The organism is Streptomyces sp. NPDC048483 (genome assembly GCF_040651455.1).
GTDB lineage: Bacteria > Actinomycetota > Actinomycetes > Streptomycetales > Streptomycetaceae > Streptomyces.
Window position 1 is genome coordinate 35739 of sequence record NZ_JBEZJZ010000025.1, and the last position, 14599, is coordinate 50337.

Sequence of the window (14599 nt, forward strand, 5' to 3'; positions counted from 1 at the left end):
AAGGCCATTCGGCCAGGACATGACGGCCGGTCTCGGCGTGCAGCTGCTGGTGCTCGAAATCCTGTGCCGGGCGGCCGGCCTGGGAACCGCGGGCTGGCTGACGGGCTCCACGTTCGCCGTGGTCACCTGGGCCGTGCTGATCATGGCGCTGCGCCGGTCCTGGACGGGTCCGTTCGGCCCGGCGAACCGCGTCACGCTGGCCCGTACGATCCTCGTCGGCGGCGTGACGGCACTGGTGGCCGACTCCTTCGCCCACCGGGCCCCGGTGGCGGTGCTGGTCGCCCTGGCCACCGTGGCACTGATCCTGGACGCCGTCGACGGCCATGTGGCCCGGCGCACCGGAACGGCAACGACTCTCGGCGCCCGCTTCGACATGGAGGTGGACGCCTTCCTCATCCTGGTGCTGTCCATCTATGTCGCGATGCCCTTGGGCGCCTGGGTCCTGGCCATCGGCCTGATGCGCTACGCCTTCGTCGCGGCGTCCTGGGCGCTGCCGTGGCTACGCGGTGCCCTGCCACCGAGCATGGCCCGTAAGGCCGTTGCCGCGCTCCAGGGCATCGTCCTGGTGGTGGCCGGCGCCGGGATCGTGCCGGGGGTGTGGGCGTTCGTCGCCGTGGCGGGGGCCCTGGCGCTGTTGATGTGGTCGTTCGGGCGGGACGTCGCCTGGCTGTGGCGGACCCGCGGCGCCGCCGTATAACGCCGGCCGGCCGCACCGCGCAGCCGCTACGTCCCCGCGTGCCGCCCCAAGTACACGACCAGCGCCAGGAAGACGATCAGCAGCTGGCTGATGAGGATGGTGAGCAGCACCCGTCGCCACACGCTGTGTTGCATCGTGCGATGCGGTACATGGACCGCGCCGGGCAGCCGCGCCAGCTGGCGGCCGGGGCGGACGGCGGTGGTGCCGCCCCGCCTGCCGCCGCAGCGCGAGGACGTGCGGCGACGGGAGGCGAATTCCGGGCAGCCGTGGCCGGGGGCGGTTCTTACGGAGCCTCGTTCCTGGCGGCGGCCGCGGCAGGGACGGGCGGTGCCCGGCCCGGTGGCCGACGGTATGCAGGTGCGGGAGCGGACCGCCCGCCAGGGCGGCGGCCCTTTGCGTCTCGCCGGAGCCATGTGCGATCACCCCTCGGAGCGGCGCGCGTACGTCACGACGCCGCCCCCACGCTGTCGCCGGCGGCCACACTGCCCGCTGCCGCCACACTGCCGGCCGCCGCCACTCCTCCGGCGCCGGCTTCGGCCTCCCGCAGCTCGGCGAGGAGCGCATGCCGGCCGGTGAGCACATCGGTCAGCACCCGGCGGGCGGCGCGCAGCAGCTCCGCGACATCGCCGCCGGCCAGCTCATAGACGACGGTGGAGCCGCAGCGGGTGGCCGTCACGATGCCCGAGCGGCGCAGGATCGCCAGCTGCTGGGAGAGCGCGGACGGCTCCACCTCGATCGCGGAGAGCAGGCTGCGCACCGGCAGCGGCCCGTCCTGGAGCAGTTCCAGCACCCGGATACGGACCGGGTGTCCCAGCATCCGGAAGAATTCCGCCTTCGCCTGACAGAGCGGGACCCACGCGCCGTTCACTGCGGCGCCCCACTCCCCGGCCCGGCCGCGGTCCCGCCGTCCGGGTCGATGCCGACGTTGCGCGCCACCCGCAGCGCATCGTCCAGCTCGTCCTCCGCCACGGCGAGCGCATAGGCGTCGTCCGCCGTCCGTGCCGCCTCGACGGCGGCGCGCGCAGCATGTACCCGTTCCCGTACCGACTCGGCGAAACCGCCCACGCATGCCCTCCGCGTCCAGGCCGACCGGCCGTCGCGTCATCTGTTGAATTGCGGAATTCTGCAACTGTAGACGACGGGGGCGGGCCGCCCCTATGGGTGGGGCGAACAAGAATGCATCGAGGGCGAGCGGCGGGGCGGCGTCTGGAGTGGCTCACCGCTGGGCGCGCCGCGGCGGGCGAGGGCCACCGGCACGGGGAACCCGGTGGACTCCCGCAGCCGTCAACCGCATAGTGACGCGCATGGCTTCCCTCGTACGTCACATCACGGTCGACTGCACCGATCCCTGTCGTCTGGCGCAATTCTGGGCGGAGGTGCTGGACGGATCCCTCGCCGAGGACGATTTCCCGGGCGATCCGGAGGCCTCGGTGATCACCGGGGGAAGCGGGCTGCTGTTTATCGCGGTGCCGGAGAAGAAAACCGGGAAGAACCGGCTGCATCTGGATCTGCAGCCGCAGGACCGCAGCCGGGACGAGGAGGTCGCGAGGCTGCTGGCACTGGGCGCGAGCCTGGTGGCCGATCACCGGCGGCCGGACGGCACGGGGTGGGCGACGCTGGCCGATCCCGAAGGCAATGAGTTCTGTGTGGAGCGCAGCGCGGCCGAGCGGGTGGGCTGAGGGCGGACCGCTCGATGAGGGCCAGGGACTGCCGTGTGGATCGGCTCATGAGGTGATCGACCGCGTGGAGTGCTTCATGTACGACGTCGTGGGCGGGACGATCGACAGCCCCGATGCGGAGACGATGCGGCGGGTTCTGGACGGGCTCGCGGAGGCGGACGACGAGCATCCTGATGTGTCGTTGTCGCATGAGAGCGGGTGGTGCCTCAGCGCCTACGCGAGCGGCCTTCTGGTCTGGGAGAACGCCGAGGACAACACGGTGCACCCGGGCGAGATGCATGAGGTCGGCCGCGACGAGATCCTGCGGCTCTTCGGGCTTCTTGCGGCCGGCGACATCGGCGCACTCGACGGGCTGCCTTGGCGCAGATAGCCGGCGGCGGTCGCACGGCCGCATCCACGGGAAGATCACTGCGACGTGGAGCGGCGCGGGGGCACTCCCGGCCGCTCGCCGAGAGCACGCGGCTGCGGCGCCTGGTCGCGGACCTGGCGCCGCTCGGCCGCTCCCGGTCGGCCGAACGGCATCTGACGCCGGCTCGGCCCGGCGCCGCTACTGGGTGTATGCCTGGGCCGCGGCTATCTTTTCCTGCGCCTCGGCCAGGTCCTCGTCCGTCGGGGCGTCGTCCTGGGTGAGCTTGCGGCGCCAGTAGCCGGTGAAGTCGATCCGGGACTTGGCCAGGCCACGCTCCTCGACGAGGTGGCGCCGTAGTGCGCGGACCGCGCCCGCCTCACCGGCCAGCCAGGCGAACGGCGTACCGGGCGGGAACGAGGCGTCGCGGACAGCGCTCAGCAGAGCATCGCAACGCGCGGCGGCGCCGGTGCGGTGCACCCAGTGGACGGTGAGGTCGGCCGGGGTCGAGAAGGGCTGTTCCTCCGCGGCGTCGGCCACCTCGATGTACGCCAGCGCGCGGGCGCCCTCGGGCAGCGATTCCACCAGCGAGCCGATGGCCGGCAGCGCCGTCTCGTCGCCGGCCAGCAGCAGCCAGTCGGCGGTGTCGAGGGGCAGCGGTCTGGCGTATATGGCTGCCGGGCCGTAGCGGGCGAGGGTGTCGCCCACCCGGGCGTGGGCCGCCCAGCGGGTGGCCGGACCGGCGTCCGCGTCGTCCTGCGGCGTGGCCGCCGCTGCGTGCAGGACGAAGTCGACGCTGATCCGGTGGCGTTCGGCGTCGTAGGACCGCACCGTGTAGCTGCGCATCCACGGCCGTTCGTCCTCGGGGAGGGCGAGGAACGCCTCGTACCAGCGCATCGCATCGCCGTCCGCGCCGGTCCCGGGGAGCCGGGGCGCGGGCTGTCCCGGTCTGGGGAAGAGGAGTTTGAGCTGCTGGTCGGGCCAGGTGGGGAAGTCGTCGAGGCCGTCTCCGTCGAAGGTGACGCGGACCATGTGCGGGGTGATCCGCCGGACGTCGGTGACCTGGATGAGCGCGACGGGCACGTCCGTCATGGTCATGGGTTCCTCCATCGGGTGGGGGGTGGGGTCGGGTGCGGGGCCTCGACGGCAGCCGTGGCGTCCATCAGCTCCATGGGCCGTTGTGCCGCGGGTGGTTGGAGGTATGTCCGCAGGTGACGCGCCGTCAGTGAATCGCTGTGGGCGACGAGGTCGGCCGGGGTGCCGGTGAACACCACGCGGCCGCCGTCGTGGCCCGCGCCGGGGCCGAGGTCTATCAGCCAGTCGGCGTGGGCCATCACGGCCTGGTGGTGCTCGATGACGATGACGGTGTTGCCGTCGTCCACCAGCCGGTCGAGCAGGCCCAGGAGCTGGTCCACATCGGCGAGATGCAGGCCGGTGGTCGGCTCGTCCAGGACGTAGACGGCGGCCTTCTCGGCCATGTGGAGAGCGAGTTTGAGGCGCTGACGTTCGCCGCCGGAGAGGGTGGTGAGCGGCTGGCCGAGGCCGAGGTAGCCCAGGCCCACGTCCATCAGGCGGTCGAGGATGGTGCGGGCCTGCCCGGTGGGGAAGAACTCGCGGGCCTCGGCCACCGGCATGGCCAGCACCTCGCCGATGTTCTTACCGCGCAGGGTGTAGGTGAGCACCTTCGGCCTGAACCGCCTGCCCTCGCACTCCTCGCAGACCGAGGCCACGCCCGCCATCATCGCGAGGTCGGTGTAGACCAGCCCGATGCCCTTGCAGTGCGGGCAGGCTCCCTCGGAATTGGCGCTGAACAGCGCGGCCTTGACGCCGTTGGCCTTGGCGAAGGCCGTACGGATCGGGGTGAGCAGCCCGGTGTAGGTGGCCGGATTGCTGCGGCGGGAGCCGCGGATGGCGGACTGGTCGGCGACGATCACGCCGTCCCGCTGAGGCAACGAGCCATGGATCAGGGAGCTTTTGCCGGAGCCCGCGACACCGGTGACGACGGTGAGCACGCCGAGCGGGATGTCGACGCTGACGTCCTTGAGGTTGTGCCGGTTGGCACCGGTGACGGAGATCCGGCCGCTGGGCTGCCGGACCGTATCGCGCAACCGGGCACGGTGGTCGAGATGGCGCCCCGTCAGGGTGCCGGAGCCGCGCAGGGCGGCGACATCACCGGTGAAGCAGATCTGCCCGCCGGCGGTGCCGGCTCCGGGGCCGAGGTCGACGACATGGTCGGCGATCTGGATCGTCTCCGGTTTGTGCTCGACGACCAGGACGGTGTTTCCCTTGTCACGCAGCCGCAGCAGGAGGTCGTTCATCCGCTGGATGTCGTGCGGGTGCAGTCCGACGGTCGGCTCGTCGAAGACATAGGTGACATCGGTCAGGCTGGAGCCGAGATGGCGGACCATCTTCACCCGCTGGGCCTCGCCACCGGACAGGGTGCCGGACTCGCGGTCCAGGCTCAGATAGCCCAGTCCGATCTCGACCAGCGAATCCAGGGTGTGGCAGAGGGCGTTGCACAGCGGCGCCACCTGGGGGCACCCGGGGCCGGAGGCTGAAGGGTCGTCGATGCTCCGGACGAATGCCGCCAGGTCGCTGATCTGGAGGGCGGAGCATTCGGCGATATTGCGACCGGCGATACGGGAGCCGAGGGCTGCGGGGTTGAGCCGCGTACCTCCGCAGTCGCCGCAGGCGGTGAAGGTCACCGCGCGGTCGACAAAGGAGCGGATGTGCGGCTGCACGGACTCGCGGTCCTTGGCGAGATACAGCCGTTGCACCTTCACCAGCAGGCCCTCACAGGTGATGTTGAAGGTGCCCTGTCTGGTCTTGGTGGCGGGCTTGTGCAGGAACTCGTCCCACTTCTCGGGGGTGTAGTCCTTCAGCTTGACGTCGGGGTCGAAGAAGCCGGAGTGGGCGAGGGTCTGCCAGTAGAACGAACCGACGGTGAAGCCGGGTGCGGTGATCGCGCCTTCGTTGAGGGAGAGTTCGGTGTCCACCAGCTCGTCGACATCGACCGTCGAGACCCGCCCCAGCCCCTCGCAGGTTGGGCACATCCCCTCGGCGCTGTTGAAGCTGAAGGCCGTCGAGGTGCCGACATGAGGCGCGCCGAGGCGGCTGAAGATGATCCGCAGCATGGTGTAGGCGTCGGTCGCGGTGCCCACCGTGGAACGGGAGTTGGCCCCCATCCGCTCCTGGTCGACGACGATCGCGGCGCTGAGATTGCGCAGCGCATCGACATCGGGCCGCGCCTGGCTCGGCATGAAGGACTGGACGAAGGCCGTATAGGTCTCGTTGATCAGCCGCTGCGACTCCGCGGCGATGGTGCCGAAGACCAGGGAGGACTTCCCGGATCCGGAGACGCCGGTGAAGACCGTGAGTCGGCGTTTGGGGATGTCGAGGGACACGTCCCTGAGGTTGTTCTCCCGCGCGCCGCGGACCTCAATCACGTCGTGACTGTCGGCCGCGGAGCCTGCAGACCGCTCGCCGGATCCCTGGAACCCCATCCCGCCCCCTGATATCTTTACGTCGTAAAGAGTTCTCCCGACGAGATTACTTTATGCCGTAAGGAGATGGCAAGTGGTTCTCTTCGCCGGCCAGGGCGACGCCCGCCGTTCGATGTCCCTGCTGTGGCGCGCCAAGGACAAGGAAGCGGCCGGGAAGCGCTCGGCGCCCGGCCCCAAACCGGCGCTGAGCGTGGACGCGATCGTGGACGCGGCGATCGAGGTCGCCGACGCCGAGGGCCTGGCCGCGCTGTCCATGCGCGCGGTCGGCGAGCGCCTCGGGCGGACCGCGATGGCGCTGTACACCTACGTCCCCAGCAAGAGCGAGCTGGTGGACCTGATGTACGACCGGGCGCTGGCCGAACTGCCCGCCGACTACGACCTCGCGCCGGGCTGGCGATCCGCCGTGACGTCCTGGGCGGAGGACACCTGGGAGTTCTATCTGCGCCACCCCTGGGTGCTCCAGGTCTCCCAGGTCCGGCCGGTGCTCGGGCCGAACGAATACGGCGCGCTGGAGACGCTGGTACGGCTGCTGTACGCCACCGAGCTGGACTCCGCCGTACTGCGCCGCATCGTCGGCGCCCTCTTCCACTTCGTCCGCGGCGCCGCGCAGACCGTCACCGAATCGCGGCTGGCCGCGGCGGCGACGGGAGTGTCCGACGAGGAGTGGTGGCAGTCCCGCTCCACCGTGCTGGGCGAGGTCGTGCCCGACTTCCAGCACCGCTTCCCGCTCCTGGTCCGCCTCGAGACCGAGGGCGCCACACCGCACTCGGGCAGCGCGGAGCCGTACATGGAGCGCGAGGCGAAGACCACCTTCGAGGTCGGCCTGGCCGTCATCCTGGACGGGATCGCGGCGACGATGGAGAAGACCGGCCGGTGACGGCGGCCTGACGCCGCGCCGGCCGCGTCCCGCTCCTCCCGCGCGCCCTGCCGACAGCCACTCGGGTGCCGCCAGAAGGACGAGAACGGCGTGTACGAAGCCGGCCGGGCCCCCGTCCGTGGACCATGACCAAGCGCCGGCCCGCGAAGTGACGGACAACAGGAGGCACGCTGTGCGTGGACGGTCCCTGCCCCGCAGATCACTCCTGGCCGGCACGGCATCACTCGGCATCCTGGGAGCCACCGCGACACCGGCGTCACCCGCGGCCGCGACCCGCCACTGGGTCGGCGGGTGGGCCACCGCCCTCACCCCGCCCGCCCGCAGGGGCCGGTCCGTCCACGGATTCGCCCACCGCACCCTCCGCCTGGTCGTGCACCTCTCGGTCGGTGGCGACCAGGTCCGGCTGCGCCTGTCCAACCTGTACGGCACCCGGCCGCTGGACCTGGGCGCGGTGACGGTCGCGCGACGCGCCAAGGGCGCGGCCACCGTGCCGGGGACGCGGCGCCGGGTGACCTTCGCCGGGCACCGCTCGGCCACCGTCCCGGTGGGCGCGGAGGTCGTCAGCGATCCCGTACGGCTGACCGTCCACGCCGACCGCGACCTGGTGGTGAGCATCCATCTGCCGATCCCGACCGGACCCACCACCTGGCACGGCATGGCGAAGCAGACCAGCTACCTGTCCACACGGGGCGATCACACCGCCGACGACAGCGGCTCGGCCTTCCACCACCGGACGCTGTCCTGGTTCTTCCTGGAAGGCGTGGACGTCGCCGCGGCGACCGCGGACCGTACGGTGGTAGCTTTCGGCGACTCCATCACCGAGGGCGACAAAATCCCCGACGACATCAATCTGCGCTGGCCGGACGTGCTGGCCCGGCGGCTGGCCGCGGCCGCACAGGACGGCCACGGGCTCTCCGTCGTCAACGCGGGCATCGGCGGCAACCGGTTGCTGAGCGACGTAGGGACCGGGGCCGACGGGCGGATCCACCTCGGGGTCAACGGCGAGGCCCGGTTCGCCCGCGATGTGCTGCGGCAGACGGCCGTTTCCGACGCGATCGTGCTTCTTGGCACCAACGACCTGGGGGCGGGCGCCGGGGTGCACCGGGGCTCCCGGGTGACCGCCGGCCAAGTGATCGCGGGGCTGGCCTCGCTGGCCCACCGGGCGCACGCCGCCGGGATCGCGCTGCACGCCGGCACCATCACCCCGAACGCCCTCCTGGGCCCGGCGGGCGAACGGATGCGGACGCAGGTCAACCACTGGATCCGTACCGGACGGGCCTTTGACGGCGTGGTCGACTTCGATGCGGCCCTGCGCGATCCGGCCGCGCCCCGGCGGCTGCGGCGCACCTACAACAGCGGCGACGGGGTGCATCCGAACACCGCCGGCATGCACGCCATGGCCCATGCGGTGGACCTGTCGGCACTGGGCCGCGCGGGAACGTATCTTCTGCCCGTCACCGGCTCAGGCACATCTCGCGGCCGTCCCGCGTGCGCACCGCAACCAGGGCAGCGCTCTCCCGGTTGAGTCCGGACATGGACACCAAAAAGACTACGGGTCATATTTTTCAGCGCCTCTCCCTCTCGCCCCCGTATGCCCGCCGGTCCCCCGAAGAGCCGACGCCGATCTTCGACCAGCTGCTCAGGGAGTGGCGCGCGGGCGCGCTCCAGCCGGTGGTGTCGTGGCCGGTCGACGATTCCGGGAAGATCAAGCCGGGCGCCGCTGTGGGAAGCGAAGATGGCCGTCACTATCCGCGGAACCGCAGGGACGATCCGCGAAACCGCATTGAGGAGCTTGACCGTGAACCTGTACGACATTCCGCTGCGCACCCTGACCGGTGAGCCCGCTTCGCTCGACGACTACCGCGGCCGCGCACTGCTGGTGGTCAATGTGGCGTCCAAATGCGGGCTGACCCCGCAGTACTCGGGCCTGGAGCGGCTCCAGGAGCGCTACGCCGACCGCGGCTTCAGCGTGCTGGGCTTCCCCAGCAACCAGTTCGCCGGCCAGGAGCCGGGCACCGCCGAGGAGATCGCCACGTTCTGCTCGACGACCTACGGTGTCAGCTTCCCGCTGTTCGAGAAGACCGATGTCAAGGGCGCCGACCGGCATCCGCTGTACGCCGAGCTGACCGGCACCGAGGACGCGGAGGGCGCGGCCGGGGACGTGCAGTGGAACTTCGAGAAGTTCCTGATCGACCATCAGGGCGAGGTCGTGGGCCGGTTCCGGCCACGCACCGAGCCGGAGGCCGATGAGCTGGTCGCGGCCATCGAGGCGGCCCTGCCGGCCTGATCCACCACGGCCCCGCCCCGGGCCGGCCGGCACCAGCGGCCCGGCCCGGCGGCGTACGGCCCTCCGCCGCCTCCATCGCCCTTCCCACCATCCGTCGGTCCTGCACCGGTCAGACGGCCACGCAGTCGGCCAGGCAGGTGGCCCCCGCGATCGCCTCGGCCACCACCTCGAACTCGCCGGCCATCGAGGCCATCCGCAGCAGTCGCGCGACCCACCCGTCGTCCGTGACCCCGGTCAGCCGCAGCCGCCCGCCCCGGCGCCGCGCCCGGTACCGGGCGCGGCAGAGCAGGCCCAGCCCGGCGCAGTCCATGAAGGTCACCCCGCTCACGTCGAGGACGAGATCGGGGCGCTGCGAGCCGGTCAGCGCGTCCAGCCGCTCGGCGACCACCGACACGGCGAGAATGTCCCACTCCCCGCGGAGCTCGAGCACGATCGTGCCGCCCGCCTCGCGGATGTGGCCGACGAATTCTTGGTAGTTGTGGCTCTCGGCCATCAGCCCGACCCACTTTCATGCCAGGGAGCGAACAGCGCCACGCAGGTGGCGAAGGCATACAGGAAAAGAGGGAGGCGCCCGGCGCGATCCGGGCGGACGCATCCGTATCCGGTCGTCGGCTGTGCCCTGACGTCGCTGCTGTGCGTGACGTTCTACGGCTTACCCGCCTGTCATGGTGTCAAGTCCTGGTCAGAGCCACGTAATGAGGTTGTCTCAATTGCGGCGGGCCTGTTCACAGGGCTGCTCGGCGCCCGGCCGCCGGGCCGGCCGCACTCACGCGGTCCGCGCGTAACCGAGATAGGTCACCAACGGGTGGGTTCCCGGGGCGAGTTCGAAGCCGACCACGCCCGCGATCTCGTCGTCGGTGATCCGGCCGCGGCGGCGCCCGAGGACCGCCGCCAGCAGACTCCGTACGCTGCGTGGCTTGAAATGGCAGATGTCGTCGTTGCGCAGACCGTGGCGCGCCAGGAGGGCGACGACCTCCGCCGGGGTGCGGAGCCGGCGGGCGGCGTAGCGGCCGGCGGGTACGACGCGGGTCATCGGCAGGCGCTGGAAGGCCACCAGATAGACCAGGCGGGAGACCGGGGTGCGGTTGACGGTGTCGTAGACGAGGACGCCGTCGGGCTTGAGGGCGCGGGCGGCCTGCTCGATCACCCGGTCGGGGTCGGCGGTGATCTCCAGCGTGTCGGCGAGGTAGATCAGATCGAACGCGGCGGCGGAGAGGCCGGGGTCCTCCGCGGGCGCGGTGCGGTGCGCGATCTCGAGGCCGTCCCGTTCGGCGGCGGTGCGCGCCATCGTGGTCGCGGTGGGGGACGGGTCCACGGCGGTGACGTCGAAGCCGAGCCGGGCCAGGCCGCGCGCCAGCAGGCCGCGGCCGCTGCCCACGACGAGGGCCCGCCCGGAGGCGGCGCGGCCGAGGCCCTCGAGGACGGTGGCGGTGTAGGCGAGCCGTACGTCCTGGAAGGCAGCGGCGCGGATCTGGCGGCCGTCGACGGCCTCCGGGTCGGTGGAGTCCAGTGCGATCAGTGGGGCGCTGCCCATGGCGTTTCTCCTCTGTCGGACCGCCCGCGCCGGCGTCCCCGGAGCGGCCGAGTTCCCTCAGGGAACCTAGCATCGCCGGGTCTCCTGAGGGAACTCGGATAGCCTCGAAGGGTGACCCGCACTCCCCTCTCCGACGTGGCCTGCTCGATCGCCCGCGCCACCGATCTGTTCGGCGACGCCTGGACGGCGCTGATCATGCGGGACGTCCTGACCGGGATCGGCAGGTTCGACGCACTCGCCGAGGACCTCGGCATCTCCCGCAAGGTCCTCACCGCCCGGCTGTCGCGGCTGGTCGAGGAGGGCGTACTGACCCGCGAGCGCTATCAGGAGCGGCCGCCGCGCGAGCACTATGTCGCGACGACCAAGGGCAAGGAGCTCTATCCGGTGCTGCTGGCGCTCACGGCCTGGGGCGACCGCTGGTACGCGGGCGAGGCGGGCCCGCCGGCCCGCATCCATCACCTGACCTGCGACCGGGACACCACGATGGTGGCCACCTGCGCGCACTGCGGCGAGCCGCTCACCGTGGACAACACCACCGCGCTCCCCGGGCCCGGCGGCCGGGTCGGCCCCGGAACGCGGCTGATCGGCCCGCTGATCGCAGCGCGGCAGGCCCCCTGAGCGGCCGCGGCTCACGGCGGGGCGGTGCGCGTCACCGTGCCGCCGCCCTGACGAACGGCAGATCGCGCGCCGGCACCCGCTCCACCGGGCCCGCGGCCCGCAGCACCGTGTCCAGGGCCAGGTCCGGGTCGCTGGTGTAGCGGCCGCTCGCCCAGGCCGCATTGGCCTCGATGACCGCCCAGTGGCCGTCGAGGCGGCCGATGTCGACGACGATCGCGGAGGGCAGGCCGGCGCCGCGGCGCCCGAGGAGTTCGGCGCCGAAGGCGGCCGCGTCCGGGATGAGCGGGCCGGGGCTCAGGCGCCCGTCCTCGGCGTAGCGGCTGCCGGTGCGTACCTCGCCGTCCAGGAGATAGAGGCGGTATTCGACGGCGAAGGTCACGACGTCGGAGACCAGTACGAGCGTGTCGGGGTCGACGGCGTCGGGGCCGGGCAGCCGGGAGCCGTCGGCGTAGACCATGGCGCGGATGCCCTTGTCGTTGGGTGACTTGACGAAGACGGGCCGGCGCAGGGCGTACGCCTCACGGACCGGGAGGGCGCGGATCTCGCGCCGTACGAGGTCGCGGGGCAGGTCGGCGAGCCAGTGTGCGGGGGCTTCGAGCGGGGCGATGCCGAGCGGGGCGGCCACCGCGTCGGCGAACGCCGGACCGGCGTGCACATGCGAGGCACGCAGCCCGTGCGGGAGGGTGAAGGTGGGCAGCTGGACGGTGTGCAGTCCGCGCCGGCGGGCGGTGTCGCGCAGTTCGGTGGCCGATGCGGTGAGGCGCGGCGGCAGGAGGAGCGTCGCGGCCGAGCCGTCGTCCGTCCGTGCCGTCTGCGTGGCCGCCGCCGCTCCCCCGTGTCGCATGCCGGTCAGCCTAGGGCCTGTCCGGCCCTGACCCATCGGGCAGGCCCTGGCCACGGCCGCGGCGGATTCCCGATGGTTTTCCGGCCCGGCAGGCGTCCTTAGAGGGGTCCGCACGGGCCCTTGAGGGTGACCGTACGGGAATCCCTTGACCTCAATATTGGTTGAGGTCCTAGGTTCCTTTTATGTCGCCGGTCCTCACGGCGATCCCGTGACGACCCCGACAGACAGGAGTCCACCATGGACATGGAAGTCACCGCCTGGCATGCGCTGCACAGTTCGATGACCGCCCAGCAGGGCAACGGGCGCTTCTCCCGCGGGACCCTGCGCCGTATCGCGGCCTTCGCCCGGCCGCACCGGCGGCGCCTGGTGTGGTTCCTGGTGCTGAGCACCGTGACCGCGATGCTCGCGGTGGCCACCCCGCTGCTCGCGGGCCGGGTCGTCGACGCGATCTGGAACCACGATTCCGCCACCGTCGTGCTCGCCCTGTCCGGGCTGATCGCCGTCATCGCGGTTGCCGAGGCGGGGCTGGGCCTGCTGACCCGGTGGCTGTCGGCGAGCCTCGGCGAGGGGCTGATCCTGGATCTGCGGACGACCGTGTACGACCACGTCCAGCGGATGCCGATCGCGTTCTTCACCCGCACCCGCACCGGAGCGCTGGTCAGCCGCCTGAACAACGATGTGATCGGCGCACAGCGGGCCTTCAGCGACACTCTCTCCGGGGTCGTCAGCAATATCGCGACGCTGCTGCTGACCCTCGTGGTGATGCTGAGCCTGTCCTGGCAGATCACCCTGATCGCGCTCGTCCTGCTGCCGGTGTTCGTGCTGCCCGCCCGGCGGGTCGGCCGACGGCTGGCGGCGCTGCGGCGCGAGGGTGCCGACCACAACGCCACCATGGGCACGCAGATGACGGAACGGTTCTCCGCGCCGGGCGCCACCCTGGTGAAGCTGATGGGCCGGCCGTCCCACGAATCCGCCGAATTCGCCACCCGCGCCCGTCGGGTGCGCGACATCGGGGTGCGTTCGGCGATGGTGCAGACGTACTTCGTCACCGCCCTCACCCTGGTCTCCGCGCTGGCACTGGCCGTGGTCTACGGGCTCGGCGGCTTCCTCGCGCTGCGCGGCCACCTGGAGCCCGGGGCAATCGTCTCGCTCGCCCTGCTGCTCACCCGGCTCTACGCCCCGCTGACCGCCCTGTCCGGCGCGCACATCGAGGTGATGAGCGCGCTGGTCAGCTTCGAGCGGGTCTTCGAGGTGCTGGACCTCAAGCCGCTGATCACCGAGAAGCCGGACGCCCGCGGGGTGCCCGAGGGCCCGGTGTCGGTGGAGTTCGACTCCGTACGCTTCGGCTACCCGTCCGCCGACAAGGTCTCCCTCGCCTCCCTGGAGGAGGTCGCCACCCTGGACACCCGGGGCGGCGAGCAGGTCCTGCACGGCATCTCCTTCCGTGCCGAGCCGGGCCAGATGGTCGCCCTGGTCGGCTCCTCGGGCGCGGGCAAGTCGACCATCGCGCAGCTGCTGCCGCGGCTGTACGACGCCGATGGCGGCGCGGTCCGGCTGGCCGGTGTGGACGTCCGCGATCTGACCGCCGCCTCGCTGCGCGAAGCGCTCGGCATGGTCACCCAGGACGGGCACCTCTTCCACGACACGATCCGCGAGAACCTGCTGCTGGCCAGGCCGGAGGCGGCCGAGGAGGAACTGTGGGGCGCGCTGCGACGGGCCCGCCTGGAGGAGCTGATCCGCAGCCTGCCCGACGGCCTGGACACCGTCGTCGGTGAGCGCGGCTACCGGCTCTCCGGCGGCGAACGCCAGCGCCTGACGATCGCCAGGCTGCTGCTCGCCCACCCCCGCGTCGTCATCCTGGACGAGGCCACCGCCCACCTGGACAACACCTCCGAGGCCGCCGTCCAGGAGGCGCTCACCGAGGCCTTGGACGGCCGGACCGCGCTGGTGATCGCCCACCGGCTGTCGACCGTACGGGCCGCCGACCTGATCCTCGTCGTGGAGGGCGGCCGCATCGTCGAGCGCGGCACCCACGAGACGCTGCTGGCGGCCGACGGACGGTATGCCGAGCTGTACCGGACGCAGTTCGCCTCGGAGGGCGACCGGGCGGATGCCGAAACGGCCACCGGGGCGGATTCCGGCCAGGATGCGGGCGAGGGGTCCGACGAGGACACGGTGCTGGTGGGGTGATCGTGGGGTGAGACCTCGCCGCAT

Annotated in this window: 17 protein-coding genes; 9 read left to right on the top strand and 8 right to left on the bottom strand. The window is 71.8% G+C overall.

What is annotated here, in order from left to right:
- Positions 1-19 precede the first annotated feature (19 nt).
- Entirely contained in the window at positions 20-697 is a 678-nt protein-coding gene (locus tag AB0D04_RS15920; RefSeq protein ID WP_362703301.1) for a CDP-alcohol phosphatidyltransferase family protein, read from the top strand.
- Positions 698-723: 26 nt separating this feature from the next.
- Here the strand turns inward: AB0D04_RS15920 and AB0D04_RS15925 are convergent, their stop codons facing one another.
- Genes AB0D04_RS15925 through AB0D04_RS15935 form a run of 3 tightly spaced genes read right to left on the bottom strand, consistent with a single transcriptional unit; the run spans position 724 to position 1762 of the window.
- A complete protein-coding gene (locus AB0D04_RS15925; RefSeq protein ID WP_362703227.1) occupies positions 724-1110 on the bottom strand; it encodes a hypothetical protein in 387 nt (128 codons plus the stop codon).
- 32 nt (positions 1111-1142) lie between these two features.
- Positions 1143-1565 carry a metalloregulator ArsR/SmtB family transcription factor gene (locus tag AB0D04_RS15930; protein ID WP_362703229.1) on the bottom strand — a complete coding sequence of 141 codons (423 nt, stop codon included), beginning with the start codon at positions 1563-1565 and terminating at the stop codon, positions 1143-1145.
- Entirely contained in the window at positions 1562-1762 is a 201-nt protein-coding gene (locus tag AB0D04_RS15935; protein WP_362703230.1) for a hypothetical protein, read from the bottom strand. Before AB0D04_RS15935 ends, AB0D04_RS15930 begins: the two co-directional genes overlap by 4 nt.
- A 239-nt stretch (positions 1763-2001) precedes the next feature.
- On the opposite strand from AB0D04_RS15935, the gene AB0D04_RS15940 reads away from it, so the two are divergent.
- Both AB0D04_RS15940 and AB0D04_RS15945 read left to right on the top strand, forming a co-directional pair.
- Positions 2002-2376, top strand: coding sequence for a VOC family protein (locus tag AB0D04_RS15940; RefSeq protein ID WP_362703303.1), 375 nt, complete (start codon positions 2002-2004; stop codon positions 2374-2376).
- Positions 2377-2452: 76 nt separating this feature from the next.
- Entirely contained in the window at positions 2453-2746 is a 294-nt protein-coding gene (locus AB0D04_RS15945) for a hypothetical protein (RefSeq protein WP_362703231.1), read from the top strand.
- A gap of 177 nt (positions 2747-2923) precedes the next feature.
- Here AB0D04_RS15945 and AB0D04_RS15950 read toward each other — a convergent pair whose 3' ends face one another.
- Together AB0D04_RS15950 and AB0D04_RS15955 are read right to left on the bottom strand one after the other, a co-directional pair.
- Positions 2924-3814, bottom strand: coding sequence for a siderophore-interacting protein (locus AB0D04_RS15950; protein WP_362703305.1), 891 nt, complete (start codon positions 3812-3814; stop codon positions 2924-2926).
- Positions 3815-3816: 2 nt separating this feature from the next.
- Complete coding sequence (locus tag AB0D04_RS15955) at positions 3817-6225, bottom strand: excinuclease ABC subunit UvrA (RefSeq protein ID WP_362703232.1); 2409 nt, start codon at positions 6223-6225, stop codon at positions 3817-3819.
- Positions 6226-6298: 73 nt separating this feature from the next.
- On the opposite strand from AB0D04_RS15955, the gene AB0D04_RS15960 reads away from it, so the two are divergent.
- The 4 genes from AB0D04_RS15960 (at position 6299) to AB0D04_RS15975 (ending at position 9389) form a co-directional block, all read left to right on the top strand.
- On the top strand, positions 6299-7102 hold the full coding sequence (locus AB0D04_RS15960) for a TetR/AcrR family transcriptional regulator (protein WP_362703234.1): 804 nt from the start codon (positions 6299-6301) through the stop codon (positions 7100-7102).
- 172 nt (positions 7103-7274) lie between these two features.
- On the top strand, positions 7275-8627 hold the full coding sequence (locus AB0D04_RS15965) for an SGNH/GDSL hydrolase family protein (RefSeq protein WP_362703235.1): 1353 nt from the start codon (positions 7275-7277) through the stop codon (positions 8625-8627).
- Between the two features lie 8 nt (positions 8628-8635).
- Positions 8636-8941: a hypothetical protein gene (locus AB0D04_RS15970; protein ID WP_362703236.1), complete on the top strand. Its 306-nt coding sequence runs from the start codon at positions 8636-8638 to the stop codon at positions 8939-8941.
- Positions 8901-9389, top strand: a complete 489-nt coding sequence (locus tag AB0D04_RS15975) for a glutathione peroxidase (RefSeq protein ID WP_362703237.1) — start codon at positions 8901-8903, stop codon at positions 9387-9389. Before AB0D04_RS15970 ends, AB0D04_RS15975 begins: the two co-directional genes overlap by 41 nt.
- A gap of 109 nt (positions 9390-9498) precedes the next feature.
- Here the strand turns inward: AB0D04_RS15975 and AB0D04_RS15980 are convergent, their stop codons facing one another.
- Positions 9499-9882 carry an STAS domain-containing protein gene (locus AB0D04_RS15980; RefSeq protein ID WP_362703239.1) on the bottom strand — a complete coding sequence of 128 codons (384 nt, stop codon included), beginning with the start codon at positions 9880-9882 and terminating at the stop codon, positions 9499-9501.
- Positions 9883-10155: 273 nt separating this feature from the next.
- A complete protein-coding gene (locus tag AB0D04_RS15985; RefSeq protein ID WP_362703240.1) occupies positions 10156-10923 on the bottom strand; it encodes a methyltransferase domain-containing protein in 768 nt (255 codons plus the stop codon).
- A gap of 111 nt (positions 10924-11034) precedes the next feature.
- On the opposite strand from AB0D04_RS15985, the gene AB0D04_RS15990 reads away from it, so the two are divergent.
- Positions 11035-11541: a helix-turn-helix domain-containing protein gene (locus AB0D04_RS15990; RefSeq protein WP_362703242.1), complete on the top strand. Its 507-nt coding sequence runs from the start codon at positions 11035-11037 to the stop codon at positions 11539-11541.
- 31 nt (positions 11542-11572) lie between these two features.
- Here the strand turns inward: AB0D04_RS15990 and AB0D04_RS15995 are convergent, their stop codons facing one another.
- Positions 11573-12385: an ATP-grasp domain-containing protein gene (locus AB0D04_RS15995; protein ID WP_362703244.1), complete on the bottom strand. Its 813-nt coding sequence runs from the start codon at positions 12383-12385 to the stop codon at positions 11573-11575.
- 237 nt (positions 12386-12622) lie between these two features.
- Here AB0D04_RS15995 and AB0D04_RS16000 point away from each other — a divergent pair, with 237 nt between their 5' ends.
- Positions 12623-14575, top strand: coding sequence for an ABC transporter ATP-binding protein (locus AB0D04_RS16000; protein WP_362703245.1), 1953 nt, complete (start codon positions 12623-12625; stop codon positions 14573-14575).
- Positions 14576-14599: the final 24 nt, after the last annotated feature.